We start from the raw sequence: 26660 nt of genomic DNA, 5'->3' as shown, positions 1-26660 counted from the left end.
TCACCAGCAACGACAACCGGTCCAGGCGACCGCTCCGACCAAGACCCTGCGGCAGCAGAGCCTCCACAAAACTGAACTGACCGCTCGGCTTCGTCGTCATCGCAAGATCCCTGGTTCAAAAACAGGGAATCACATCCACACAATTTTGCAACAGGCCCACGAGGGGGGAGATTGGCCAATCTCCTACCTCTGCGCCAGCCGGCTGCTCTCCACGGCAATACCCAGCAGCGCCTGCCGCGCCAACGCCACCGATAGATCCGGCCGCCGCCTGGTCTGCAGCACCGCCGTCTGGAGCCGGGTCAACGCGCGGCCGAGCGCGTCGGTGCTCCAACGTTCCAGCGCCTTCTCGACCAGCTTGCGCCTGGAGAAAAACACCGGCGGGCGGGCGGCGGCGACGACCGAGGCGGCGTTGCGGTTGCCGGACTCCATCTGGCCGCGCATGACCTGGATCTGCTGCAACTGCCGCATCGCCGAGGACAGCACCAGGAAGGGCTGGCCGCCGGACTGGCAATGCCGGCTGAAGGCGGTGTCGAAGTCGCCGATCTTGCCTTCGAGAAGCGCGTCGACCGCGTCATCGAAGGAGGCGCCGGAGACGTCGCCCGACATCGCCTTGACCTCCTCCAGCCCAATCTCGGTCTGGCCATGGGCATAGAGCACGAGCTTCTCGATCTCGCCGCGCGAGGCCAGCCGGTCGCCGCCGAGATTGCGGCGCAGCGCCTGCCTCGCTTCCATGGTCATCGACATGCCAGCCTTGCCCAGTTCGTGGTCGATGACGGCGTCGATGTCGCGCGCCTCATCGGCATAGCACGGCAGCGCCATGGCGTTGTCCGCCGCCTCGACGATGGCGCGCAGGCCGACGCCCTTCTTGAGATCGCCGGCCTCGATGAGAATGATCGCGTCTCGCGCGGGCTCCGCCGTCAGCGCCTTGACGTCGTCGGCCAATGCCTTCTGGCCGCTGGCATTGCGCACCCACAGCAGCCGCCGGTCGGAAAACATTGGCACGGTGCGGGCTTCGTCGAGCAGCCGGCCCTCGTCGCGGTCGACCTCCGAACCCTCCAGCCGGACCACGGAGAAGGGATCGTCGAGAGGCAGGCCGGTCTTGCCGGCAAAGGCCTTCGCCCGCTCGGAGACGAGGCCGCGATCGGGGCCGTAAAGCAGGACGATGGAAATGCGCTGGTCCGGCTTCGCGAGCCACCCATCGACTTCGTAAGCTTTCTTCTGTGCCATGGCGGGTTGGTTAGCATGATGCGGGGGCGGGGTGAATGGCTTCCGGCTTGGGTTTCTCTCCTTCCGATCGACGGCGGAGAGGAAAGGCGCGAGTTCGCCAACCTTGGCCCCTTTCCTCTCCCTCCGGAGGGGGAGAGGTGGCGCTGCGAAGCAGCGACGGAGTGGGGGAAGCCATTCGCTAAACGCGCCGCGGCAAGACAGGCACAACCCGGCGAGCAGAAAACTCAGGCAAGCGGTAATCAGAGGAAGAGGTCGACCCCCACTCCGTCGAGCTTCGCTCGACACCTCTCCCCCGATCGACGGGGGAGAGGAAAGGCGCGAGTTTGCCGACCTTGGCGCCCTTCCTCTCCTCCGGAAGCGTGAAAGTGACGGCGAGGAACCCAAGTGCTGCCCCCAATCGCCTTATCTGACCGCAAACCCAGCCCAACCTTGCCCCTAATTGCGCGCCATCCCCCAACATCGACAAGAAATTTCGCAGACATATCTTCATCTTGTGCTGGGGAGGCTGATCGGCCGGCGTGGCCGAGACCGACGCGTGAGGCCTTGCCCGACGAATTCGCACTGGTCTGGCGGCACGAATGTGCAAATATCCCCAACCAGGCAACATTGGAGGACAAAGGTCATGGCCGATGCTGGGATGTTGCGTTTTCACGTTCCGGAACCGGAAGTGCGGCCGGGCGGAACGCCTGATTTTTCCAATGTGCCGATCCCCAAGGCCGGCTCGGTGGCGCGCCCCGAGATCGATGTCGATCCGCGGGCCATCCGCGATCATGCCTTCTCGATCATCCGCGTGCTGAACCGCACTGGCGAGGCCGTCGGTCCCTGGGCCGGCCTGCTTTCCAGCGACGAGCTGCTGGCCGGCCTGCGCCACATGATGACGCTGCGGACCTTCGACGCGCGCATGCAGATGGCGCAGCGGCAGGGCAAGACCTCGTTTTACATGCAGCATCTGGGCGAAGAGGCGGTGGCTTGCGCCTTCCGCAAGGCGCTTGAACCCGGCGACATGAACTTTCCGACCTATCGCCAGGCCGGGCTGCTCATCGCCGACGGCTACCCGATGGTCACGATGATGAACCAGATCTATTCCAACGAGGCCGACCCACTGAAGGGCCGGCAATTGCCGGTCATGTATTCATCGAAGGAGCACGGCTTCTTCTCGATCTCCGGCAATCTGGCGACGCAGTACATCCAGGCGGTCGGCTGGGCGATGGCCTCGGCGATATCGAACGATTCGCGCATCGCAGCCGCGTGGATCGGCGACGGCTCGACGGCCGAATCCGATTTCCATTCGGCGCTGGTGTTCGCCTCCACATACAAGGCGCCCGTCGTGCTCAATGTCGTCAACAACCAGTGGGCGATCTCGACCTTTCAGGGCATTGCGCGCGGCGGTTCGGGCACGTTCGCGGCAAGAGGCCTCGGCTTCGGCATCCCGTCGCTGCGCGTCGACGGCAACGACTATCTCGCGGTCCATGCCGTCGCCAAATGGGCGGCGGAGCGGGCGCGCAGCAATCTCGGGCCGACGCTGGTCGAATATGTCACCTACCGTGCCGGCGCGCATTCGAGCTCGGACGATCCGTCCGCCTACCGGCCAAAGACCGAATCCGACGCCTGGCCGCTCGGCGACCCGATCGTGCGGCTGAAGAACCATCTCATCGCGCTCGGCGTCTGGTCGGACGAGCGGCACGCGCAGGCCGAGGCGGAAATCCTCGACACGGTCATCGCGGCGCAGAAGGAAGCGGAAAGCCACGGCACGCTGCATGCCGGCGGCAAGCCGTCGACACGCGACATGTTCGAAGGGCTCTATGCCGAGATGCCGCCGCATCTCAGACGCCAGCGCCAGCAGGCGGGAGTCTGAGCCATGCCGAGACGGACCATGATCGAGGCCATTCGCGATGCCATGGACGTGTCGATGGGGCGCGACGACAAAGTCGTCGTGTTCGGCGAAGATGTCGGCTTCTTCGGCGGCGTATTCCGCTGCACGCAAGGCCTGCAGGCCAAATACGGCAAGAGCCGCTGCTTCGATGCGCCGATCAACGAATCCGGCATTGTCGGCTCGGCCATCGGCATGGCCGCCTATGGCTTGAAGCCGTGCGTGGAGATTCAGTTTGCCGACTACATGTATCCGGCCTACGACCAGCTGACGCAGGAAGCGGCACGGCTGCGTTACCGCTCCAACGGCGATTTCACCTGTCCGATCGTGGTGCGCATGCCGACCGGCGGCGGCATTTTTGGCGGCCAGACGCACAGCCAGAGCCCGGAAGCGCTGTTCACCCATGTGTCGGGACTGAAGACCGTGGTGCCGTCCAACCCACATGACGCCAAAGGGCTACTCATCGCGGCGATCGAAGACCCCGATCCGGTGATTTTTTTGGAGCCGAAGCGGCTCTACAACGGCCCTTTCGACGGCCATCACGACCGGCCGGTGACGCCGTGGTCGAAACATGAGCTCGGAGAGGTCGCCGACGGCCACTACACCGTGCCGCTCGGCAAGGCGGCGATCCGCCGGGCAGGCTCGGCCCTCACCGTGCTCGCCTACGGCACCATGGTCTATGTCGCGCAGGCCGCGGTCGAGGAAACCGGCATCGATGCCGAGATCATCGATCTCAGGACCCTTTTGCCGCTCGATCTCGACACGATCGTCGCCTCGGTCAAGAAGACCGGGCGCTGCGTCATCGTGCACGAGGCGACGCTGACGTCGGGCTTCGGCGCCGAACTGTCGGCCCTGGTGCAGGAAAACTGCTTCTATCACCTCGAAGCGCCGGTCGCTCGCGTTGCCGGCTGGGACACGCCCTATCCGCATGCGCAGGAATGGGACTATTTCCCCGGTCCCGCCCGGGTAGGCCGTGCTTTGCTTGAAACCATGGGGGCCTGAGATGGGCGAACACATCATCAAGCTGCCCGATGTCGGCGAGGGTGTCGCCGAAGCCGAGCTCGTCGAATGGCACGTCAAGATCGGCGACATGGTGCGCGAGGACACCGTGCTTGCCGCCGTCATGACCGACAAGGCGACGGTCGAAATCCCGTCGCCTGTCGACGGCGAAATCCTGTGGCTGGGCGCCGAGATCGGCGACACGGTGGCGATCGGCTCGCCCATCGTGCGGCTGAAGGTGGCGGGCGAGGGCAATGTTGCGGGTGGTGCGACGCCGGCAAAAGTCACGGCTGAGAGTACCCCCACCCCTAGCCCCTCACAAGGGGGAGGGGGACGCGCCACGGCCTCCAAGGGCGGAGCAAAATCTACTTCGCCATCATCAGAGTCCTCCGCAAAAAGCGTGCGAGCAGCGCAGACAGAATCCCCCTCCCCCTTGTGGGGAGGGGCTAGGGGCGGGGGTACTGCGCCGACGTCCGGAGTTGTCGCGCCCGCCGGCGCACCCCGTCCCGAGGGCGAAAGACCGTTGGCCTCTCCGGCCGTCCGTCTGCGGGCAAAAGAGGCGGGCATCGATCTCCGGCAGGTTGCGGGGAGCGGCCCTGCCGGGCGCATCGGCCATGAGGATATCGAGGCGTTCCTGGCGCGCGGCCCGCAGGTCGCCAGGACATCCGGTCTCGCCCGCAACGATACGATACAGGACATCAAGGTGGTCGGGCTGCGGCGCAAGATCGCCGAGAAGATGACGCTGTCCAAATCGCGCATCCCGCACATCACCTATGTCGAGGAGATCGACGTCACCGCGCTGGAGGAATTGCGCGCCGCACTCAACAAGGAGAAGCGCCCGGGCGTGGAGCGGCCGAAGCTGACGCTGCTGCCGTTCCTGATGCGGGCGATGGTCAAGGCGATAGCGGACCAGCCCAACCTCAATTCGCTGTTCGACGACGAGGCCGGCATCATCCACCAGCATGGCGGCATCCATATCGGCATTGCCGCGCAGACGCCGTCGGGGCTGGTGGTGCCGGTGGTCAGGCATGCCGAGGCGCGCGACATCTGGGAATGCGGCACTGAGGTCATCAGGTTGGCCGAGGCTGCCAAGTCCGGCACCGCGACACGCGACGAGCTGTCCGGCTCGACCATCACCATCACCTCGCTCGGCGCCATGGGCGGCGTGGCGACGACGCCGGTGATCAACCATCCGGAAGTGGCGATCATCGGCGTCAACAAGATGATGGTGCGGCCGGTGTGGGACGGCACCCAGTTCATGCCGCGCAAGATGATGAACCTGTCGTCGAGCTTCGACCATCGCGTCATCGACGGCTGGGACGCGGCGGTGTTCATCCAGCGGATAAAGACGCTGCTGGAAACACCGGCGCTGATTTTCGTGGATTGAGGGTGATGAGGCCGATGTCGAAGTCCCCCTCACCCGGATTGCCAGCCGAATTGCAAAGGCAATTCGGGGCAATCCGACCTCTCCCCGAGGGGAGAGGAGGTCGTCAGCGCAGGCGCCAGTCTCTTCTCCCCAGCGGGGAGAAGGTGGCCGCGAAGCGGCCGGATGAGGGGGCCTTCCTCACCAAAAAGAGCGTATCCCCATGAAAGAAATCTCCTGCAAGCTGCTGGTCATCGGCGCGGGTCCCGGTGGCTATGTCTGCGCCATCCGTGCCGGGCAGCTCGGCGTCGACACGGTGATCGTCGAGTCGGGCAAACCAGGCGGCACCTGTCTCAATGTCGGCTGTATCCCGTCCAAGGCGCTGATCCATGCGGCGGAAGAGTTCGAGAGGGTCTCACACATGGCGGGCGGCAAGAGCCCGCTTGGCATTTCGCTCACCGCACCGACGCTCGACCTGGCTAAGACGATCACTTGGAAGGACGGCATCGTGAGCCGGCTCAACAGCGGCGTCGCCGGCCTGCTCAAGAAGGCAGGAGTCAAGACCGTGCATGGCTGGGCGAGCTTTCGCGACGGCAAGACTGTGGAGGTCGAGACCGAGACGGGAAGCCAAGTGATCCGCGCCGAGGCGATCGTCATCGCCACCGGCTCGACGCCGGTCGAACTGCCGTTCCTGCCCTTTGGCGGTCCGGTGATTTCCTCAACCGAGGCGCTGGCACTCGGTGAGGTGCCAAAAAAACTTGCCGTCGTTGGTGGCGGCTATATCGGACTGGAACTCGGCATGGCCTTCGCCAAGATGGGCGCCAAAGTGACCGTTGTGGAAGCCCTGCCGCGGGTGCTGGCGCAATACGACGCGGAGCTGACCCGGCCGGTCGTCAAGCGGCTCAACGCACTCGGCATCGAGGTGATGCTGGGTGCCAAGGCCAAGGGGCTTTCAACCAAGGGCGACGCGCTGCTGATCGAGACATCGGACGGCAAGAGCGCCAAGGTCGCCGCCGACAAGATCCTGGTGACGGTCGGCCGCAAGCCGGTGACCGAAGGCTGGGGGCTCGAGCAGATCGACCTTGATATGGCTGGCAAATTCATCCGCATCGACGAGCAGTGCCGCACCTCGATGCGCGGCATCTTTGCCATCGGTGACGTCACCGGTGAGCCGATGCTGGCGCACCGGGCGATGGCCCAGGGCGAGATGGTCGCCGAGATCATCGCCGGTCACAAGCGCAACTGGGACAAGCGCGCCATTCCCGCCGTTTGCTTCACCGATCCGGAACTCGTCACCGCTGGTCTTTCGCCGGAAGAGGCCAGGGCTCTGGGCGGTGAGATCAAGATCGGCATGTTCCCGTTCGCCGCCAATGGCCGGGCGATGACGAAGCTGGGCGAAGACGGCTTCGTCCGCGTGGTGGCGCGGGCCGACAACCATCTGGTGCTTGGCATCCAGGCGGTCGGGCAAGGTGTGTCGGAACTGGCGGCGTCATTCGGGCTGGCGCTGGAGATGGGCGCGCGGCTGGAGGACATTGCCGGCACGATCCATGCGCATCCGACGCAGGGCGAAGGGTTCCAGGAAGCGGCGCTCAAGGCGCTGGGGCACGCGCTGCATATTTGAGGGATGCTTACCCTCCCCCTTGTGGGGAGGGTCGATCCGCGAAGCGGAGCGGGGTGGGGGTCCTCGCCGACCGTCAGCGCTCACCCCACCCCGTCTCGCAGTCTACGCTTCGCTACGCATGCGAGCCGACCCTCCCCACAAGGGGGAGGGTGAAGAACTTCAGCTCGCCAGCCGGCTCACCATCTCGTGCTGGGCATAGGCGCGGCCGAAGCGGTTGGCTAGGAATGCGTCGAGCGCGATGTCTTCCTGCTTGACGAAGCCGGTCGCCGGCAGGCTGCCGTCGGCCAGCATGTCGAGCACGGCGCAGATGCCGGATGCGGTGGTGATCTGGATGGCGCTGCGCACCGTGTCGCCGACACGCTTCGAGTAGATCTTGTTGGCGTAGGTCTCCTGCAGCAGGCGGCCGTTCTTGCGGCCCGAGACGGTGACGAAGACGATGACCACATCCTGCAGCGTCGCCGGCAGGGCGCTCTCGAAAATGTCCTTCAGCACGTCGCGGCGGTGGCGCAGGCCAAGGTCGTTGAGCAGCGCCTTCATGATCGCGGCGTGGCCGGGATAGCGGATCGTGCGGTAGTTCAGCGTGCGCACCTTGCCCTTCAGCGTCTCGGCCAGCGTGCCGAGCCCACCGGAGGTGTTGAAGGCTTCGTAAGTGACGCCGTCGAGTGAGAATTCCTCGCGCTCCTCCAGCGGCGGCACCTCGACCAGTTCGCCCTCGACGATCGCCTCGCAGGGCTCGCAATATTCGTTGATGACGCCGTCGGTGCTCCAGGTCAGATTGTAGTTCAACGCATTGGACGGGTATTGCGGCAAAGCGCCGACGCGCATGCGCACGCTTTCGAGCGTGTCGAATCGGCTGGCGAGATCGTTGGCGACGATCGAGATGAAGCCCGGCGCCAGGCCGCATTGCGGAATGAAGGCGTTTCTGCCGGAGCGCGCCAATTCCTTGACGCGGCGGGTCGAGACGACATCCTCGGTCAGGTCGAGATAGTGCACGCCGGCACTGGCCGCTGCCTCGGCGATGCGGGTGGTCAGATGGAAGGGAGCGGCGCTGAGCACCGCGAATTTGCCGGCGAGGGCGGCTTCCAGCGTGCCGGATGCCTCGATGTCGAGCTCCAGCGTCGCGACCGTGGCCGGCAGTTCGGCGGAAGCGAGCTGTGCTGCCGAGCGGTCGACGAGCGTGACCTGATAATCCCCCGTGGCGGCGAGCATCTCGGCAATGGTCGAGCCGATCTTTCCGGCGCCGACAACGACAATTTTCTTCATGACCGATCCCTCACTGATTGTAAGCCCAGATTCGCAGCTTGCCCGTCGAATGGAAGCGTGGTTTTGTTCGAAACGAAACCATCTATTGGCTAGTCTGCCGAGAAGAATCGTCGAAATGCTCAGTGACGCCGAACAAGCCCTGCTTTCCCTGCTGCGCGAGAATGCGCGCGCCTCGACCGCCGAGCTGGCGCGGCGGCTTGGCGTCTCGCGGACCACGGTACAGAGCCGGATCGAACGGCTGGAGCAGCGCGGCATCATATCAGGCTATGGCGTGCGGCTGGCGCCGGACTACGAGCAGGGGCTGGTGCGGGCACATGTGCTGCTCACCGTGACGCCCAAGCTCGCCGACAAGGTGGTGCGCGCCCTGCGCGGCCTGGCGACGGTCAGGACGCTGCATTCGGTCAGCGGCAATTTCGATATGATCGTCATCGTCGACGCGCCGTCGATCCGCGACCTCGACATGCTGCTCGACCAGATCGGCGCCATGGACGGAGTCGAGCGGACTTTGTCGTCGATCATCCTGTCGACGCGGATAGATAGGTGAAGCTGCTGATCTCCCCCCTTGGGGGGGAGATGGCCGGCAGGCCAGAGGGGGGTGCTCAGGCGCTAGCCTCGGCCATCTGCGCCGTGTGACAGATCGACAGGTCGGCGGGACAGCACCCCCCTCTGCCTTGCCAGGCATCTCCCCCGCAAGGGGGGAGATTGGCCGTCACTTCGGCTTTCGCCAATTTCCTTACCTCAGGCATTGGACGAATGGTTCATTTCGCCTACCAATCCAGCGCCGGCGGAAAGCTCACCGCCACCTCAAGGCCAGGCCGACAATCCTCAAGCGTAATCGACGCGCCATGCAGGTCGGCGATGGCCCTGACAAGGCTGAGACCCAGCCCGCTGCCGGATGTCGACCGGCTATGGTCCAGCCGATAAAGCCGCTGAAACACTTTTTCATGTTCGTCGGTGGGAATGCCGGGACCGTTGTCGGCGACACCGGCAACGACGCGTTCGCCCTGGCGCGTCGCCGACAGCTTTATCGTCGTGCCCGATGGACAATGGCGCAGCGCGTTCTCGACCAGATTGGCGAACATCTGCGTCAACAGCTCGCGATCGCCATGGATCCGGTCCGTCGTTTCCTGTGGTTGCGCCAACGACAGCGACTTTCCGTCGTCCTCGGCAACATCGGCATAGATCTCGGCGATGGTTTGCAGCACCTCGCCCAGATCGACATCGGTGAACCGCGCCCGGCGCGCGCCGGCTTCGATCTGCGCGATGCGCAGCAGCGCATCGAAGGTCTCGTTGATCTGCAGGCTCTCGGCATGCGCCTCGGCCAGCTCAGCCGCGATCTTCTGGCCCGACAGATTCTTTTCCGATGCGGTGTCGAGGATCATCTGCAACCGGTTGAGGGGCGTCTTCAGATCGTGGGCGATGTTGGCGCTGACCTGTTTCATGCCTTCGACCAGTGCCGACAGGCGATCGAGCGCGGCATTGACCTGGCTGGAGACGATGTCGATGTCGTCGCCCTTGCCGGTCAGCGGAATGCGGGTGTCCAGCCGTCCATGCGAGACATCCACCATGGTGGCGGCGATGCCGTCGAGACGGCGCTGGACTCGCGAAGCCAGCAGGGCGCCGCCGGCGACCGCCAGCCCGGTGATGATCAGGGTTCCCCAGCCAAAGCTCATCAGCACGATCCTCTCCAGCTCCTCCGTCTCGGAAAGGCTGAAGGCGACGGTCAAGGTGTTGCCGCCGACCGGGCCGGAATAGGCGCGGTACTCGGCGCCGGGCGGCACGCCGGGCATTTCGGTGTCGAACATCGAGAAGCCGTCGGGAAGCCCTGCCGCGGTGAAGTTGCCGGCCAGGCGATTGCCCGTCGTGTCGGTCAGCGAAAACAGCTGCTCCTTCTTGAGGCTGCGCAGGGAGTGGCTGCCGACGGTCTCAACCAGCTCCTTGAGATCGTTCTCGGCATAGGTCGCGGCGACGACCGCGTAGGTCTCCTTGATGGTGTCGTCGAGCCGCTCGGCAAGATCGGCGCTCATCATCTGGTAGACGATGGCGCCAGACAGGACGAAGGCCAGCACGAACAGGAAGGCGAAGGTCAGGGCCAGCCGGAACGGCGTGCTGCGCAGCAGGCGGGACCATGTTCCGGTCATGACGGCGCGTGCAGGCTGTAGCCGGTGTTGCGGACGGTGTGGATGAGCTGGGTTTCGAAGGGCTTGTCGACCTTGGCCCGCAGCCGGCTGATATGGGTCTCGACGACGCTGGTCCTGGGATCGAAATGAAAATCCCAGACGCGCTCCAGAAGCATGGTGCGGGTGATGACGCGGCCTTCGCCGCGCATCAGCACTTCCAGCAGGCTGAATTCCCGCGGCTGCAGGTCGATCGGCTGGCGCTGCCTCGTGACCCGCCGCATGATCAGGTCCATTTCGAGGTCGGCGACCCGCAGGACGGTTTTCTGCTCCTGCGCCGCTGGCCGCCGGCCAAGCGCGTTGATGCGGGCGAGAAGTTCGGAAAAAGCGAAGGGCTTGACCAGATAGTCGTCGCCGCCGGCCTCGAGCCCCTCGACGCGGTCGTCGATGCCGCCGACCGAGGTGAGAAAGATCGCCGGCGTCCGTACGCCCGCGGCGCGCACCGCCTTGATCATCGACAGGCCGTCGAGGCCGGGGATCATCCGATCGGCGATGATCACGTCGTAATTGCCCCGGGTCGCCGCGAACAGCGCGTCATGTCCGTTGCGCAGCAGGTTGCAGACATGGCCGGCCTCGGTCAGTCCCCTGACGATATAGTCGGCCGTCCTGTGGTCGTCCTCGACGAGAAGCAGTCGCATGAAAGGTCCGGTCCGTTGCCGAGATGGAGAGGCTATCACCGGCACGGGCTTGTTCCTAGGATGTCACGACGCGCAGGTATGGTGGCGCTTTCGTCATACATTCGCGATTGGCGGAAGCTTTCCTGGCTTCGTCCTTGGGATGCCGTGACATCTCCGAGCCGCGTAGCGATGCGGAACCCGACGTCCGCGGGACAGCACCCCCCTCTGCCCTTCCGGGCATCTCCCCCGCAAGCAAGGGGGGAGATCGGCAGCTTCGATCCCCCACCCCTCTTGCAACTCTTGCAACATTCGAGATTGGCGAAAGCGGAGGTACAGTCAATCTCCCCCCTTGCGGGGGAGATGGCCGGCAGGCCAGAGGGGGGTGTGAAGGATCGCTACTGAAGAAAACTTCCATTCTGCTCTGCACTTGGTCAGCGCACGCACACGCTGAGATCAATCCGATTCCAGGAGGATCTCATCGGCCTCGTCGCCCTTCAGGGTCATGTGCAGGACGAGCGCAATGATGCAGCCGAGGAAGAGCAGGCTGGTGAAGATGGTGCCGAGACCCAGGCCGCCATGCCTGGCCGACCGCGACAGCAGGTCGCCGAAGGAAGCGCCGAGCGGCCGCGTCAGGATATAGGCGAGCCAGAAGGCCAGGATGCCGTCGAGACTGAGCAGCCAGTAGGCGAGCGCTATCAGCGCGATGACGCCGCCGAACAGCAGCCCTGATGTGAGATAGCCCATGTCGAAGCTTTCGGCGACGAGATCGCCGGCGGCGGTGCCGAGCGCGAAGGTCAGCAGGATCGCCAGCCAGTAGAAGATCTCGCGCCTGGTGGTGAAGATGGTGTGGATCGACAGCGTCCGTTCGCTGGCGTACCAGACCGCGAATGTCGCAGCGAGCGCGACCGAGAAGGCGATGGTTGCCGTCTGCAGGCGCACGCCGAAACCGTCGACGAGGCTGTCCGTCACCAGCGTGCCGACGATGCTGATCAGCACCACCGCCGGCCAATAAGCCCACGGCACATAGCGTTTCCGCGTAAACTGCAGGACAAGGGCCGTGGTCAGGACGCCGGTCATGATCAGCGAGGTGGCGGTCAGCCCAAGCCCGAGTGTGTCGGCAAGATAATCCGCCGCGGTCTCGCCCGTGGTGACCGCCATCAGCTTGACCAGCCAGAAGTCGAGGGTGACGTCGGGAACCCTGCTGTGGCTCGGTGCGGCGGGTTGTTGCCTGTTGGGCGCGAGCATGGCTGAAGTCCAGAGGTCGACGGTTGCGGCGGGGCGGTGGCGATCCACCCCGCGCATCGTAAGCAAACGAGTTCACACCGGCCTGTCCGGCGGCATACAAATTCGTAAGAATGGCGCGCAAAAGGCATTGGGAATGCCTGGCTGCGTTTGATGGAATGCGGCGCCTTGCATCCGCCATTGCTGCTCAACGGCGCGCTGATGGCGGGCGCGATGCCGGGCCGCACGTTCGGCCCGACCCACCCTGCGCTCTAGTGATCGGTGGTTCTAGCTGCCGAGCGGATGCGGCATGTAGCCGACGAAGCCGGCGATCTTCCAGCTGCCGCCGACCTTGCTGCAGAAATACAGCGTCTGCCATTTCAAGCGATCGACGCTGCCGTCCGCCTTGGCAACCAAGCCGTCGAATTTCTTGTGCAGCACGGCGCGGTCGCCGTCGACATCGATGTCGCGCATGTTAGTGACGCGAAACAGCGCCTCGCGCAGCGGCTCGGCGAATTTGGTCGCCGCCGTCTCCCTGGCCTGGCGCAGCCATTCGTCGCGGTAGATGTCCAGCCTTGGAAACTGCAGCCGCCAGGCGTCGGCGTTATGCAGGAAATGAGCATGCATGCCGAAGAAGCTCTCGCCGACGAAATCATCCTCGACCATGGCCCAGTCCTGGCCGATGAAGGCGTCGATGTCGCGCCGCACCAGCATTTCCCAGAGCGCGTGGCGATCGGTATCGCCTGATGGAAACGGGTTCTTGTCGTAAGTCATTGCTGGGTGTCTCCGCTCTGGCAAATGCGTCTGTGCGTTACGGCTCCCAAGTCGCCCGCCAGCGCGTACGATGCAAGCGCTCTTGTAATAAAGCAACGCGGATTTCGAAGAATGTTGCTTTCCAACAAGCCCCCTATGAGGATCGCCCCGATCGGCGTAAGTGTCGATCGAAGCGGGCGCTGCCATGGCACCCCGTCCTGTCATCAGAGGAGGCTTGTCCCTTGCCGAAACAGTGTTTTGGAACATCGCATGTGCCGTTGTCGCCAGCCGTGCGGGCCGGTGATCTCGTCTATGTCTCGGGGCAAGTGCCTGTCGGCAGCGATGGCATCGTGGTCAAGGGCGGCATAACGGAGCAGACCGAGCAGGTGCTCGCCAACATCAAGGCCGCACTGGCGCTGGCCGGCTGCACAATGGACGATGTGGTGAAGACCACGGTCTGGCTGGAGGATGCGCGCGATTTCGGCGCCTTCAACGCGGTCTATGCCCGGCACTTCCCCAAAGACCCGCCGGCCCGCACCACGGTCGAATCGCGGCTGATGATCGACATCAAGATCGAGGTCGAGGCGGTCGCCTACCGGCCTCTCTGAGCAAAAAGCAACGAAGCGGAGGTTACCCCAATGCAATTCGACCTCCTGCTGAAGGGCGGACGGCTGATCGATCCGGCCGCTGGCCTCGACGCGCTACGTGATGTCGCCATCGCCAATGGCCGCGTTGCCGCGGTCGACGCCGATATCCCGGCGGACAGCGCCGCGCAGATCGTCGATGCCGGCGGCTGCATCGTCACGCCGGGCCTGGTCGACCTGCACAGCCACGTCTATTGGGGCGGCACGTCGCTCGGCGTCGATGCCGATCGGCTGGCCGCCAAGAGCGGCACCACCACCTTCATCGATGCGGGCAGTGCGGGAGCCGGCAATTTCCTCGGCTTCCGCCGCCATGTCATGGAGCGGTCGAAGGTCCGCATCCTGGCCTATGTCAACATTTCCTTTGCCGGCATTTTCGGCTTCTCGCAGACGGTGTCGGTCGGCGAGTGCAGCGACCTCAGGCTGTGCGAGCCGCGCGAGGTGGTCGCGGCGGTGCGTGAACACCGCGATGTCGTGGTCGGCGTAAAAGTCCGCTCCGGCAAGCATGCCGGCGGCACCAGCGGCATCGCCCCGGTGGATCTGGCGCTGGAGGCCGCCGACCAGGCTGGCCTGCCGCTGATGGCGCATATCGATGAGCCGCCGCCCGGCCGCTCGGAAGTGCTGCCGCGCCTGCGCAAGGGTGACATCCTCACCCACTGCTTCCGGCCGTTTCCCAATGCGCCGGTGTTCGCCTCCGGCGCGGTGCGGCCCGACATGCGGCTGGCGCGCGAGCGCGGCGTCATCTTCGACATCGGCCACGGCATGGGCTCGTTCGATTTCGCCGTCGCCCGCGCCATGCTTGAGGAAGGGCTGGCCCCGGACGTGATCTCGAGCGACGTGCATCTCTACTGCGTCGATGGGCCGGCCTTCGACATCCTGGTCTGCATGTCGAAGCTGCTGGCGCTCGGCATGCCGCTGGTCGAGGTCCTGCGCGCCGCCACGCAAGCGCCGGCGAGGGCGATCGCGCGGCCTGATCTCGGCACGCTGGCGGTGGGCACCGTCGGCGATGTCGCCGTGCTCCGGCAGCGCCCGGGCCGCTTCACCTTTGTCGATGCGGTCGGCGCGTCATTGGTCGCCGACCAGAGGCTGGTGTCGGAAGGCATCGTTATTGGCGGCACCTGGTGGCCGAACGAGGCGGCTGATCACAACGAGACCGAGCGTTTCGTGGCGCAGGCGTCACACACGCATGTCGAGGTGGCGGCGAGGCACTTTGGGCACCGGCATGAGTGAAAGTTCTGCGCGACTTCGTCATCCACAGGCGGAGCGGAAGCGAAGCGGACGCGCAGACCCGAGGATCCATGCCGTGACCATTGCCGAAGAATGCGACGGATCAGGATGGTTGTTCGATAGGCCCTTCATCGCCGTTGGTGCATTGAAAGCCGATTCTGGTCCGCTTTCGCGTGCACGAATGGCGCGGCATGGATCCTAGGGTCTGCGCCGCGTCGCTTCGCTCCTTGCTTCGCCCTAGGATGACGAATCCATAGGACGCTCGTTGCTTGAATTGCTAACCGCCCCAAAAACCGGCGTCTCAATGCCTTCCATCCGCGCCTTGATCTGCAGCGCCACATATTTCGAATAGAAGCGCGACAGCGCCAGATTGCCGCCGTGGAACCACAGCGCTTCCTGCGCGGTCGGCTTCCACATGTTGCGCAGCTCGCCCTGCCAAGGGCCGGGGTCGCCCTTGACGCCAGAGCCCAATCCCCAGCAGGGGCCGACCTTGTCGGCGACTTCACGTGAGACGATCGCCGCCACCGTCTCGTTCATCGACTGATAGCCTGTGCAGGCGATGATGGCGTCGGCGGCGAGTTCGCTGCCGTCCTCGAACAGGATGCCGCTCGGGGTCAGCGATTTGATGGCGACGCCGCTGCGGATGCCGATCTTGCCGTCGATGATCAGGTCGGAAGCGCCGACATCGATATAGTAGCCGGAGCCGGTGCGGTAGGCCTTCATCAGAAGGCCGGTCTCGTCGTCGCCGAAATCGAGGGCGAAGCCGGCGGCGCGCAGGCGGTCGTAGAACGCGGCATCGCGCGCCTTGATCACCTCGTAGAGCGCCCGCTGGCCCTTGGGCACCAGCGCGAACGGTGTCGAGGCGACGATCATGTCGGCTTTCTCGGTGGTGATGCCGCGCGCCAGTGCGTCTTCCGAGAAGATCTCGAAGCCGACTTCCATCAGCGTGCTCGATTTGACCACTGTGGTCGGCGAACGCTGGATCATGGTGACCTCGGCGCCGCTTTCCCAGAGGTCGACGCAGACATCGTGGCCGGAGCTTGCAGCGCCGATGACGGCGACGCGTCTGCCGCGGAATTTGTCGCCGCTGGCATACTGGCTGGAGTGCAGCAATTCGCCCTTGAACCGGTCGGCGCCCGGAAGATCGATCCGCCGTGGCGGGCCGTAGGCGCCGGTGGCGAAGACGATATGCTTCGGCTTCAGTGTGATCTGGCGGCCGACGCGGTCGACCACCACGGTCCAGACTTTTTCGGCCTCATCATAGGACGCGCTGAGGCATTTGGTGGCGACCCAGTAATTGAGCTCCATGACGCGCGTGTACATTTCCAGCCAGTCGCCCATCTTGTCCTTGGGCGTGAACACCGGCCAGTTTTCGGGGAAGGGGATATAGGGCAGATGGTCGTACCAGACCGGATCGTGCAGCACGAGCGTGCGGTAGCGGTTGCGCCAGGAATCGCCCGGCCGCGCATTTTTCTCGATGACGATGGTGGGCACGCCGAGCTGGCGCAGCCGCGCCCCCAGCATGATGCCGCCCTGGCCGCCGCCGATGACCAGGCAATAGGGCTGTTCATCAGTGCCGAGCTCGCGCGTCTCGCGCGCCCGCGCCTCCGACCAGGTCTCGCGCTGGGGATCGGCCTTGTGGCGCACGCCGAGTGGCCGGTCTGCGCCCTTGCGCTCCTCGAACCCTTTCAGGTCTGTCATTGCCGTGAACAGCGTGCGGCAGCGTCCGTCGCGAAGCCGCATGATGCCCTCTCCCCTGGCCACCACGGTTTCGAAGCTGAACCAGGCCTCGATGATGCCCTCGTCCGAGATCGCCTCGCCGGTAAGTTGCCACGCGCTCGGCTTGGCCGTCGCCAGCGTCGTCGCCAGCATGTCGGCGATCGCCGAGCGGCCTTCCATTGTGGTGATGTTCCAGGTGAAGGTCAGGAGATCGCGCCAGTAGCAGTCATCGACAAACAGGTTCGTCGCGGCCGCCGCGTCTCCCGCTTCGAGTACCTTGGCAAAGGACCCGAGCCATGCGGCTGCCTGTTTCGATGGGGCTATCTCGAGCATGTCTTTCCCTCTTCCTGCAACACGCCGCACACGGCGTAAAAATCTCAATTGTCGAACGCGGCGCCGCCCCTCATCCGCCTGCCGGCACCTTCTCCCCGTGAACGGGGAGAAGGGAGCTAGTCTCCGAGCGGCTCCATCTCCTTGCCGGTGCGGTGGATCTGGGCGTTGTATTTGATGCGGCGCACCGTCTCGCGGGCCGAACCGTCGAGCTTGTAGGCCGAGGCCACCGCCAGAAGGTCGATCGCCGCCAGGAAGGCGAAGCGCGAGGCCGTCGGCTTCAGCGTGTCGGGGTATTCGGGCACCGCCACCGTCAGCCTGACGTCGCAGGCGCGGGCGAGTTCGGTGTCGGGCGCGGTCACGGCGATCGCGTTGGCGCGGTAATGCTTGGCGAGCTCGACGGCCTCGATCACCTCGCGGGTGCGTCCCGTCGCCGAAATGGCGATCACCAGATCGCCCGGCTTGAGCGTCGAGGCGGTCATGCGCATCAGATAGGGGTCGCACTGGGAGCTGACTGTGATGCCGTAGCGGAACAGCCGGTATTGGGTTTCCTGCGCCAGCGCCGAGGAGCTGCCGCCGAGGCCGAAGACCGTAACCTGGCGCGCCTTGGCGATCAGCTCGGCGGCTTTCTGCAGCTGCGCCGGGTCGAGCTGCCGCTCGGCCTCCTGCAGCGCCCGGCGCGCCTCGCCGAACACGGCGTTCCAGAACGGCATGCCATTGTCATTGCTGACGGAGGGCGACTTGGCCAGATAAAGCGCGCCGACGACGAGGCTCTGCGCCAGCTTCAGCTTGAAGTCACGCACACCCTCGCAGCCGATGGCGCGGCAGAACCGGGTCACCGTCGGTTCGCTGACCCCGGCGCGCTGGGCAAGGGCGGCGTTGGACGCGTCGACGGCATATTTGACGTCGTCGAGCACGACGTCGGCGACACGCCGTTCGGCAGGGCGCAATTCGCTGTAGGAATCCTTGACCAGCGAAATGATGTCGGGAATGCGCCGGACAGGATCGCGCCCCTCGGTATCGGGGTCTGGAACAGGCTCGTCCTGGCTGCCAGCTTCGGTCATGGGGTCCTGGTCTTTCCCTGGGTTGCGAGGCTGCCGTCTTAGCATGTTTGCACGCCTTGGCTCCACGTGCCCGACCGCATCGCAACCGCAGCGTGTCGTTGGGGAAAGCTCACCTTCCTCCTCTCCTCTCCAGTCCGTGTCGGTCCAGAAGTATGTAGGAAAGCAACATGCATTTCAAGGGCGTGAAAATACCATTAAAACAACCAGATAGGTATATCACCCGATTTTCGTGATACAGTTATCATCGCCGGTGCTTGACAGGAAAGTAGGATAGTTACAGACTGATTTTCGCAGGGATGAGTCAATGGATCATCGCGCAATCTTCCCGGGGGGCAGATGAACACGGGCGATGCAAAAAAGCCGAAACTTGGCGTGCAGGCAGCGACCAAGATCTATCACACGGCCTCCGGCGACCTGCTGGCGCTGGACCGTTGCAGCCTCGATGTCAGCGCCAATGAAATCGTCTCGATCGTCGGTCCTTCCGGTTGCGGCAAGACCACGCTCTTGTGGTCGATGTCGGGCCTGCACAGCCTGACCAGCGGCGAGATCCGGCTCGACGGCAAGGCCATCACCGGTCCGCATCCCGATATCGGCATCGTTTTCCAGGAAGCGAACCTTCTGCCGTGGCGCAATCTCGATGCCAACATCCGCTTTCCCTTCGAGATCAAGGGCGAGAAGCCGGACCGGGCGTGGATCGCGCATCTGCTCAACCGGGTCGGGCTCGACGGCTTCGGCGGCAAATTTCCGCGCGAGTTGTCGGGCGGCATGCAGCAGCGTGCGGCGATCGTGCGGGCGCTGGCGCTGAAGCCCTCGGTGCTTTTGATGGACGAGCCGTTCGGCGCGCTCGACAGCTTCACCCGCGAGGAGATGAACCGGCTGGTCGAGGAGATCTGGCTCGACACCAAGACAACCATCGTCTTCATCACCCACTCCATCGAGGAAGCGATCTTCCTCTCCGACCGCGTCGTGGTGCTGAGCGCCCGGCCGGGGCGCGTCGCCAAGGAATATCGCGTGCCGTTTCCCCGGCCACGCTCGCTGGAGATCATGGCGACGAAAGAGGTCTTCGACCTCACCAACCGTATCAAGATGGACATTGTCGGCGAACGCACGCGGCCAAAAGCGCCGGAGCGCCCGAGCGCCGAGATCGTGAGGATCAGGCCGTGAGCGGAGGCGACGCCATTCCGGAATTTTCGAAGTCCAAGTCGGGTGCCAAGTCGGGCGACGGCCAAGAGGTCAGCCTGACCAATCTGTCGGCCTTCGCCAGCGGCCCCGGCATCAAGTCGGGCAAGGAGGTGGCGGCCATTCTTGCCGTGGCGGTGATCATCATCGGCGGCATCGAACTGGCGCTGCGGCTGTTCCACGTGCCGCTTTACATCATGCCGCCGCCGAGCTCGATCGCCTATGCGCTGTTCGACGAGTTCCCGCTGATCGCGCCGCATCTCGGCTACACGCTGGTCGAGCTGGTGTCCGGCTTTGCGATCGGCGCCGTTATCGGCCTCGTTCTGGCCGCCGTCATCACCCAGTTTCCGTTCGCTGAAAAAATCGTCGCGCCCTACATCCTGCTGCTCGTCACCACGCCGATGCTGGCGCTGGTGCCGCTTTTGATCCTGCGCTTCGGTTTCGGCTACACGCCGCGCATCATCGCGGTGGCGCTGGCTGCCGGGCCGATGGTGATGATCAATGCGGCGACAGGCTTTCGCCGCGTCGACAGCGCCAAGATCGCGCTGGCGCGCTCCTACGGCGCCAGCACCTTGCAGATATTCTGGAAGATCCGCGCGCCGATGGCGCTGCCGATGATCCTGGTCGGGCTGATGATCGGCGCCATTTTCGGCCTGCTCACCGCGGTCGGCGCCGAGATGGTCGGCGGCGGCTTCGGCCTCGGCAACCGGCTGACCACCTATTCGTCGATGATCCAGATGCCGCAGTTCTTCGCCGTGGTGCTGATCCTGTCGACGCTCGGCATCCTGATCTACGTGCTGTTCTTCCTGATCGGCAAGAAATGGGCGAGCTGGGAGGCTTGAACACAGGGATAAGACGGCGCCCGGGAGGCGGGCGGCAAGAGACTGACATCAAACAAAAAAGGGGAATGCCATGACCAAAGAGAACTCGATCCACCCGGCGGGGATCAGCCGCCGCTACTTCCTGCAGGTGACCGGTGCCGGGCTGGTGACGGCCACGGCGCTCGGCGCCACGGGCCTGAAGGCGAGAGCCGAGCCTTACGGCAAATTCACCTGGATCTCGCCGCGCGGCACGCTCGAAGTGCTCGACGACTATCCCTACTGGGCGGCCAAGAAGGCCGGCTATTTCGATGGGCTGGACACCGATATGCAGCCGGGGCCGTCGGACGGCACCGCGACGGTGAAGTTCGTTGATGTCGGCCAGGCCGATATGGGCTTCCCGTCGCCCGGCGTGTTCTCCTTCGCCATCCAGAACGGCATGAAGCTGAAGTCGGTGTTCCACATGGGCGCCCGCGACACGTTCAGCATCGCCTTCCGCAAGGGCGAGGGGTCGAACGACCTGAAGAAGCTGGAAGGCAAGACCATCCTGCTCGGCTCCGCCGCATGGCAGTCGATCACCGACCCGCTGCTGGCCGCGCAAGGCGTCGACATCAAGAAGGTCAAGTATGTCGAGGCCGGCTGGCCGACATGGGGCACCGCCCTTGCCGGTGGCCAGGGCGACGCCGCTTTGGCATGGGAAGGGCTGCGTGCCGAATGGATCGCCAAGGGGCTCGACTTCGAATACTGGCTCGGCGTGCAGAATTCCAAGCTGCCGGCCAACACCTTCGTCGTGCGCGCCGCCGACCTCGAGGATGCCGACAAGAAGGCGTTGCTGGAAAAGTATCTGCGCGGCTGGGCGATGGGCCTCGAATTCGGCTACCAGAATCCCCGCGCGGCGGTCGAAGCGGTGTTCGAGCAGTTCCCGACGCTGGCCAAGAATCTCGGGCCCGAGCTCGGCACCACCTCGATCCTGCAGCAGATCAATGTCTTCCGTGGCGACATGGACAAGCGCGGCGGCTGGGGCTCGCACGACATGGCGAGCTGGCAGGGCTTTTTCGACGAGATCCACAAGATCGGCCAGATCACCGCCCCGGTGAAGGCCGAGGATGTCTGCACCAACGACCTGATCGGTCCGGCCAATGATTTCGACAAGGCCAAGGTCAAGGCCGATGCCGACGGCGCAAAACTGTCGGAAGGCTTCGCCGCGCTCGACGTCGAGAAGATCAAGGCGCATCTGTTCGATTCGGCGATCAAGTAGGATCGGCGACGACAAGACCGGGCGGCGACACGATTGCCGCCCGCAATCCATTGAATGAAAGCGTGGGAGGTAGCGGTGTCCGACAAGGTTAAAGTGCTGGTGGTGGGGCTCGGCAATATGGGTGCGTCGCATGCCAGCGCGTATCACCGGCTCGACGGTTTTCAGATCGTAGGCATCATGAGCCGCTCGATCAAGAGCAACACGAAGATATCAGGAGAATTAGCCGGCTACCCACTCTACGAGGATTTCGACCAGGCGCTGAAGGAGACCAGGCCGGACGCCGTCTCGATCAATAGCTGGCCGAACACCCATGCCGAATATGCGCTGAAGGCAATCGCCGCCAACTGCCATGTGTTCATGGAAAAGCCGCTCGCCACCAACAATGAGGATGCCGAGAAGGTTGTCGCGGCGGCGCGCGCCAAGAACCGCAAGCTGGTGCTCGGCTATATCTTGCGCGTCCACCCGTCATGGATCAAGTTCATCGAGGTCGGCAAGACGCTCGGCAAGCCGCTGGTGATGCGGCTCAACCTCAACCAGCAGAGCAGCGGCAGCGCCTGGCACTGGCACAAGAACCTGATCGATTCGCTGATCCCGATCGTCGATTGCGGCGTCCACTATGTCGACGTCATGTGCCAGCTGACCGGCGCCAAACCGGTGCGCGTGCATGGCATCGGCGCCAAGCTCTGGGCGGAGGCCGACAAGCAGAATTACGGCCATCTGCACGTCACCTTCGATGACGGTTCGGTCGGCTGGTACGAAGCCGGCTGGGGTCCGATGATGAGCGAGACGGCCTATTTCGTGAAGGACGTGGTCGGCCCCAAGGGCGCGGTGTCGATCGTCGCCGGACAGCAGGCGAGCAGCGCCGCCGACACCGCCGAGGTGTCGAACTCCGCCGACATCGACCGCCACACCAAGACCGACGCGCTGAAGATCCACTATGCCGCTGTCGATGGCGACAAGAATTTCTCCAAGCCCGACGAGATCGTCAGCATGGAGGACGAGCCCGGCCACCAGGAACTCTGCGACCGCGAGCAGGCCTTCTTCCTGCGCGCCATCCGCGAGGATCTCGACCTGACCGAGCAGATGGATGCAGCGGTCAACAGCCTGCGCATCGTGCTCGCCGCCGAACAGAGCATCGCGCTCGGGCGGACCATCGACCTGGCCTGACGCAATTCCCGTCTCCCCGTCCCCATTCGAGGCTGTCGCATATGGATTCTGGCGAAGAAGGACCCCCACCCTAACCCTCCCCACAAGGGGGAGGGAAGCTGCCGCGCTCTTCATCCTCGGTGTTAAACGCCTGTGATTTGCCGAGTTCAGCGCCTACAGAATCCCCCTCCACCTTGTGGGGAGGGGTTAGGGGTGGGGGTATTCGTAGGGCGAAAAGCTAGGTTTCTTGAGTGCCTTGGTCCCTCTCGACAGAGGGTGCCGGGAGGCGGCGCCAAACGTTGGCAAGATCAACGAACGACGTTGAAAAATTGGGAGAGAGACATGGTCACCGAAAGTCTGCTGAAAACCTATGCCGAGTCCGACGCGCTCGACCTGGCCGGACTGGTGCACAGCGGCCAGGTTTCACCGGCGGAACTGGTGGAGGCAGCGATCACGCTGGTCGAGCGGCTCAACCCGGCGCTCAATGCGGTCATCCATCGCCTCTACGACATGGCGCGGGCGCAGGCCGAAACGGTCGACACATCAGCGCCCTTCGCCGGTGTGCCGTTCCTGCTCAAGGAGCTGGCCTCGTCCTGGACCGGGGCGCCGAACACCAATTCTTCTTTCTACCTCAGGGATGTCGTTGCCGATTTCGACACCGAGGTCGTTCGCCGCATGAAGGCGGCCGGGCTGGTGCTGGTCGGCAAGTCGAACGCGCCGGAAAATGGCTGGTCGATCACCACCGAGCCGAAACTCTACGGTGTGACCAAGAACCCGTGGAAGGAAGGCATCACGCCCGGCGGCTCGAGCGGCGGCGCTGCCGCGGCCATCGCGTCGCGCATGGTGCCGATCGCCGAGGCCAGCGATGGCGCCGGCTCGATCCGCATCCCGGCCTCCTGCTGCGGCATTGTGGGCTTAAAACCGTCGCGCGGACGTGTCAGCCTCGCGCCGTTCGGCGACTATTGGTACGGCGGCGCCTATTTTCTCTGCTGCTCGCGCACCGTGCGCGACACCGCGGCCTATCTCGATGCGGTTGCCGGCGCGCTGCCCGGCGATCCCTACACGCCGCCGGTTCCAGATGGCAGCTGGCTCAGCCTCTCGGCGCGAGCGCCAAAGAAGCTGCGCATCGGCTTTTCCGTCACGCCGCCCAACGGCACGGCGATCGATGCGGAGGTGAAGGCGGCGGTGCTGGCGACCGTGGCGGCACTCGAGCGCCTCGGCCACCACGTCGAAGAGCATGACATGCCGCTCGACGCCAATGCTGTGTGGAAGACCTACACCAACATGACCTGCGTGCAGACGGCGGCGACGTTCGACTACCTTGAGACGGTGGTGGGGCGGCCGGTGACGCCAGGCGATGTCGAGGCGGTGACTTGGGCAATCATCGAGCGCGGCCGCTCGACCAGCGGCATCAGGCACATCTCCGATGTCGAGCAACTCAGGCAGGTCGGCCGCGACATCGTCGGCGACCTCGGCGCCTACGATCTCTTCATCACCCCGACCCTGACGCAGCTGCCGCGCCCGTTCGGCTATTACGACATGTCGGAAACAGACATCGATCGCTACAACGCCAAATGGGCGGACTCGGTGTTTGCCTTCCCCTTCAACATCTCCGGCCAACCGGCGATCTCGCTGCCGCTCGGCTGGTCGAAAGGCGGCGTCCCGATCGGCGTGCAGCTCGTCGGCCGCTACGGCGACGAGGCAACGGTGCTGGCCGCGTCGGCACAGTTGGAGCGAGAGATGCCGTGGAAGGGGCGGCGGCCGGCGGTGAGTGGGTAGGTGCTGGGCACCGCGTGCGGCTTCGAGATTGGCCAAATCCGCCCATCGCTTCGTCATCCACGGGCGGAGCAAGGAGCGCAGCGACGCAGCGCAGACCCGAGGATCCATGCCGCGACTTCAAAGCGTCGCTACGATGAAGAGTTCTGCTCCGCTGCATTCCTCGGCCAAGGTCACGGCATGGATCCTCGGGGCTCCGCGACGGAGCTTCGCTCCTGCTCCGCCCGTGGATGACGAAGGTGGGGAGGCTTCGGCCAATCTCCAGCGTGCAGACTCAAAGCCGGCTATCCAATCCTCTCCAACCGTCTCGGCAGACGATTCATGGCAACAGGCCCGTCCGGTGTGATCAGGAACTGGTCCTCGAGATTGAAGCTGGCGAGGCGGTCTATGTAGAGCGGGATTTCGAAGGCCAGCACCATGCCGGCTTCGATCACGACATCGCTGTCGGCCGCAATGAACGGCCATTGCTCTGAGAAGACGGACTGGCCGACGCCATGGCCGAAATGGCCGCGGCGGTAGGTACGCAGCCCTTGCCGCGCCAGGCTGTCGGTGGCGACGCGATGCACTTGGGCGAGCGTGGTTCCCGGAACAAGGGATGCCAGCCCGTCGTCAAAGGTCCGCTCGGCGATCGCGTGCAGTTCGGCCTGCTCGGCGGATGGCGGCCCGAAGGTGAAGTTGCGCGACATGTCGGAGGCGTAGCCGCCGACCGTGCAGACCATGTCGCACTTCAGCGGATCGCCCGGCATGGCTTTCGCATCGGTGCTTTTGAGCCGGGCGCCGAGCGTCACATATTCGGCTGTGGCGACCGGATGGGACAGGCCGGCCGCGGCCGTGGCGACGCCTTGCCGATAGAGGGCAATGAGATCGGCCTGACGCATGCCGGCCATGGCATCGACCTGCAGCCGCTCCAGCCCGGCCTCCGACAGGATGATGCCTTGCTGCAGCAGATCGATCTCGCGCGGCGACTTGACGGCCCGCAGCCTGTCGAGCACCGCCGAGCCGTCGACCATCGTGCAGCCCGGCAGCAGCGCCTGCATGGCAGCGAAATCAGCGGCGGGAACAAAATCGAGATCGACGCCGATCGTTGCGCGCTCGAGACCGAACCCGGTCAGGATCTGCTTCAGCTCATGGACGGAATTGGCCAACTCGAATGTAGCGGGCCGGGTAATGGCAGGCGTCCAGCCGGACGAGCCAAAGCCGGCCACTATGCGCCGCGCCAGCCCTTGCGCTGGCCTCGAGGCGTCAAACGTGGCGAATTCGATCCAGATCGGGTGGCTGCGGATGACGGCGTCGGGCAGAGCCAGTTGCAACTGTCCCGCATTGAAATCCGCCACCACCACGCCGATCGGCAGGCCTTGGCGGGCCGGGATGACGACGAAGCCGGCGCCGGCGCGCCGGAACAGTCCCGCCGGGCCGATCGAGGCGCCGGTCGCATAGTGGAAGGCCTCGGGTGCGCACAGCACCAGCGCCGCGATGCCCGCGCGCTTCATCAGTTGCGCCGCGCGCCTGCGATCGACAAAGCCTGTCATGATTTCCCCACTGTTCGAAGCGGCAACGAAGCACTCCGCGCATCGACAATCAAGCCGCTGACAGCAGCTACTTGATCGATTCCAGCTTGGCGACGGCGGCCGTGAAGCCAGCCAGCGATATCGGGATGGTGACCGGCTTGCGGGTGACCGATTCCATGCCGATGTTCAGATTGGTGCCGGACTTCATTGCCTTGATGAGATCCGCCGACAGCGGCGTGGCGGCATAAGCGCCGTTCTGGTCGCTGGTCTGGATGGCAATCGTCGTCTTCTGGCCCTGGTCGATCTGGAAGGAGGCGCCGGACGGCAGGAACAGGCCGTGTGGCAGGGCAAGCAGCATGGCGAGGCTGCCATTGCCGTTGTCGCGGCGCACGGTCACGGTCAGCACGCGCTGCCCGGTCTTGGCCTCGGTCAGGTTCTGCGAAACCTGGCACTGAAGCTCGCTGGTCGCCGAACCGCTGGAGCAGTTCACTGCCCATGGATTGGCATCGGCCGGTTTTGCATTGCTTTCAGCCGGCTTTGGCTGGGCCGGCTTGGCATCTTCGGCAAGGGCTGGGCCGGCGGCCAGACCAAGCCACAGGGCGGTCAGCCCCGCGGCCACGCCAAGTAAATTAGACTTCGCTAAAGTAGCTGTCATGTTATTTTGCCGGACGTCTTGCATGTTTCCTCACCGCGCCCGGTATTCTCCCGAGCACGGCTTGATACAACACCCGCGACTGTTTCGAAAGCTCGACCGGAGGCAAGAAAGCCGGCGAAATTACTGTGACCTTTCGGATACAGCGAACAATTTTACAGGGAGCTTTCAGAAATCGGAGCGCCCGAGACTCGCTATACAATAGAATTCGATTAAGGATTTACACGGGGC

The 26660-nt window shown here is 64.5% G+C and carries 22 protein-coding genes; 12 read left to right on the top strand and 10 right to left on the bottom strand.

Annotated features, from left to right (window positions below; all coding sequences use genetic code 11):
- Window positions 1-183: 183 nt before the first annotated feature.
- A complete protein-coding gene (holA, locus tag NKH97_RS27870) occupies window positions 184-1227 on the bottom strand; it encodes a DNA polymerase III subunit delta (protein ID WP_352799202.1) in 1044 nt (347 codons plus the stop codon).
- 622 nt (window positions 1228-1849) lie between these two features.
- On the opposite strand from holA, the gene NKH97_RS27865 reads away from it, so the two are divergent.
- From NKH97_RS27865 to lpdA, 4 genes are all read left to right on the top strand, one after another.
- Entirely contained in the window at window positions 1850-3082 is a 1233-nt protein-coding gene (locus NKH97_RS27865; RefSeq protein ID WP_352799201.1) for a 3-methyl-2-oxobutanoate dehydrogenase (2-methylpropanoyl-transferring) subunit alpha, read from the top strand.
- 3 nt (window positions 3083-3085) lie between these two features.
- Entirely contained in the window at window positions 3086-4099 is a 1014-nt protein-coding gene (locus NKH97_RS27860; protein ID WP_027162844.1) for an alpha-ketoacid dehydrogenase subunit beta, read from the top strand.
- Window position 4100: 1 nt separating this feature from the next.
- Complete coding sequence (locus tag NKH97_RS27855) at window positions 4101-5483, top strand: dihydrolipoamide acetyltransferase family protein (RefSeq protein WP_352772454.1); 1383 nt, start codon at window positions 4101-4103, stop codon at window positions 5481-5483.
- A 199-nt stretch (window positions 5484-5682) separates the two neighbouring features.
- Window positions 5683-7080: a dihydrolipoyl dehydrogenase gene (gene lpdA, locus NKH97_RS27850; protein WP_352799200.1), complete on the top strand. Its 1398-nt coding sequence runs from the start codon at window positions 5683-5685 to the stop codon at window positions 7078-7080.
- 159 nt (window positions 7081-7239) lie between these two features.
- Here the strand turns inward: lpdA and NKH97_RS27845 are convergent, their stop codons facing one another.
- Window positions 7240-8343 (bottom strand): saccharopine dehydrogenase family protein, encoded by a 1104-nt coding sequence (locus NKH97_RS27845; RefSeq protein WP_128305951.1) that lies wholly within the window; start codon window positions 8341-8343, stop codon window positions 7240-7242.
- Window positions 8344-8458: 115 nt separating this feature from the next.
- Between NKH97_RS27845 and NKH97_RS27840 the strand changes: the two genes are divergently transcribed.
- Window positions 8459-8887: an Lrp/AsnC family transcriptional regulator gene (locus tag NKH97_RS27840; RefSeq protein WP_023813397.1), complete on the top strand. Its 429-nt coding sequence runs from the start codon at window positions 8459-8461 to the stop codon at window positions 8885-8887.
- Between the two features lie 223 nt (window positions 8888-9110).
- On the opposite strand, the gene NKH97_RS27835 is transcribed toward NKH97_RS27840, so the two are convergent.
- From NKH97_RS27835 to NKH97_RS27820, 4 genes are all read right to left on the bottom strand, one after another.
- Window positions 9111-10484 carry a HAMP domain-containing sensor histidine kinase gene (locus tag NKH97_RS27835; protein ID WP_128305952.1) on the bottom strand — a complete coding sequence of 458 codons (1374 nt, stop codon included), beginning with the start codon at window positions 10482-10484 and terminating at the stop codon, window positions 9111-9113.
- The gene (locus NKH97_RS27830) at window positions 10481-11158 is read right to left on the bottom strand and encodes a winged helix-turn-helix domain-containing protein (protein ID WP_352799199.1); all 678 of its coding nucleotides are present in this window, start codon (window positions 11156-11158) and stop codon (window positions 10481-10483) included. Before NKH97_RS27830 ends, NKH97_RS27835 begins: the two co-directional genes overlap by 4 nt.
- Window positions 11159-11590: 432 nt before the next feature.
- Window positions 11591-12382: a COG4705 family protein gene (locus tag NKH97_RS27825; RefSeq protein WP_352799198.1), complete on the bottom strand. Its 792-nt coding sequence runs from the start codon at window positions 12380-12382 to the stop codon at window positions 11591-11593.
- Between the two features lie 264 nt (window positions 12383-12646).
- Complete coding sequence (locus tag NKH97_RS27820; protein ID WP_128305955.1) at window positions 12647-13132, bottom strand: hypothetical protein; 486 nt, start codon at window positions 13130-13132, stop codon at window positions 12647-12649.
- A gap of 221 nt (window positions 13133-13353) precedes the next feature.
- Between NKH97_RS27820 and NKH97_RS27815 the strand changes: the two genes are divergently transcribed.
- Window positions 13354-13719 (top strand): RidA family protein, encoded by a 366-nt coding sequence (locus NKH97_RS27815; protein ID WP_128305956.1) that lies wholly within the window; start codon window positions 13354-13356, stop codon window positions 13717-13719.
- Between the two features lie 30 nt (window positions 13720-13749).
- Window positions 13750-14982, top strand: coding sequence for an amidohydrolase/deacetylase family metallohydrolase (locus NKH97_RS27810; protein ID WP_128305957.1), 1233 nt, complete (start codon window positions 13750-13752; stop codon window positions 14980-14982).
- Window positions 14983-15216: 234 nt separating this feature from the next.
- Here NKH97_RS27810 and NKH97_RS27805 read toward each other — a convergent pair whose 3' ends face one another.
- Together NKH97_RS27805 and NKH97_RS27800 are read right to left on the bottom strand one after the other, a co-directional pair.
- Entirely contained in the window at window positions 15217-17031 is a 1815-nt protein-coding gene (locus tag NKH97_RS27805; protein WP_352772462.1) for an NAD(P)-binding domain-containing protein, read from the bottom strand.
- Window positions 17032-17147: 116 nt separating this feature from the next.
- Entirely contained in the window at window positions 17148-18092 is a 945-nt protein-coding gene (locus tag NKH97_RS27800) for a MurR/RpiR family transcriptional regulator (protein WP_128305959.1), read from the bottom strand.
- Between the two features lie 336 nt (window positions 18093-18428).
- Between NKH97_RS27800 and NKH97_RS27795 the strand changes: the two genes are divergently transcribed.
- The 5 genes from NKH97_RS27795 (at window position 18429) to NKH97_RS27775 (ending at window position 24272) form a co-directional block, all read left to right on the top strand.
- Window positions 18429-19256 (top strand): ABC transporter ATP-binding protein, encoded by an 828-nt coding sequence (locus NKH97_RS27795; RefSeq protein WP_023813386.1) that lies wholly within the window; start codon window positions 18429-18431, stop codon window positions 19254-19256.
- Entirely contained in the window at window positions 19253-20113 is an 861-nt protein-coding gene (locus NKH97_RS27790) for an ABC transporter permease (protein WP_128305960.1), read from the top strand. Before NKH97_RS27795 ends, NKH97_RS27790 begins: the two co-directional genes overlap by 4 nt.
- A 70-nt stretch (window positions 20114-20183) precedes the next feature.
- On the top strand, window positions 20184-21347 hold the full coding sequence (locus NKH97_RS27785; protein ID WP_128305961.1) for an ABC transporter substrate-binding protein: 1164 nt from the start codon (window positions 20184-20186) through the stop codon (window positions 21345-21347).
- A 75-nt stretch (window positions 21348-21422) separates the two neighbouring features.
- Window positions 21423-22514 carry a Gfo/Idh/MocA family protein gene (locus NKH97_RS27780; protein ID WP_128306114.1) on the top strand — a complete coding sequence of 364 codons (1092 nt, stop codon included), beginning with the start codon at window positions 21423-21425 and terminating at the stop codon, window positions 22512-22514.
- Window positions 22515-22835: 321 nt separating this feature from the next.
- On the top strand, window positions 22836-24272 hold the full coding sequence (locus NKH97_RS27775; RefSeq protein WP_023814187.1) for an amidase: 1437 nt from the start codon (window positions 22836-22838) through the stop codon (window positions 24270-24272).
- 281 nt (window positions 24273-24553) lie between these two features.
- Here NKH97_RS27775 and NKH97_RS27770 read toward each other — a convergent pair whose 3' ends face one another.
- Window positions 24554-25798, bottom strand: a complete 1245-nt coding sequence (locus tag NKH97_RS27770) for a M24 family metallopeptidase (RefSeq protein ID WP_023810875.1) — start codon at window positions 25796-25798, stop codon at window positions 24554-24556.
- Between the two features lie 67 nt (window positions 25799-25865).
- Complete coding sequence (locus NKH97_RS27765) at window positions 25866-26432, bottom strand: invasion associated locus B family protein (protein ID WP_352772469.1); 567 nt, start codon at window positions 26430-26432, stop codon at window positions 25866-25868.
- Between the last annotated feature and the right edge of the window lie 228 nt (window positions 26433-26660).

Source organism: Mesorhizobium sp. M0870 (genome assembly GCF_040319775.1).
Classification (GTDB): domain Bacteria; phylum Pseudomonadota; class Alphaproteobacteria; order Rhizobiales; family Rhizobiaceae; genus Mesorhizobium.
This window is presented reverse-complemented; position numbering and strand designations above follow the sequence as displayed.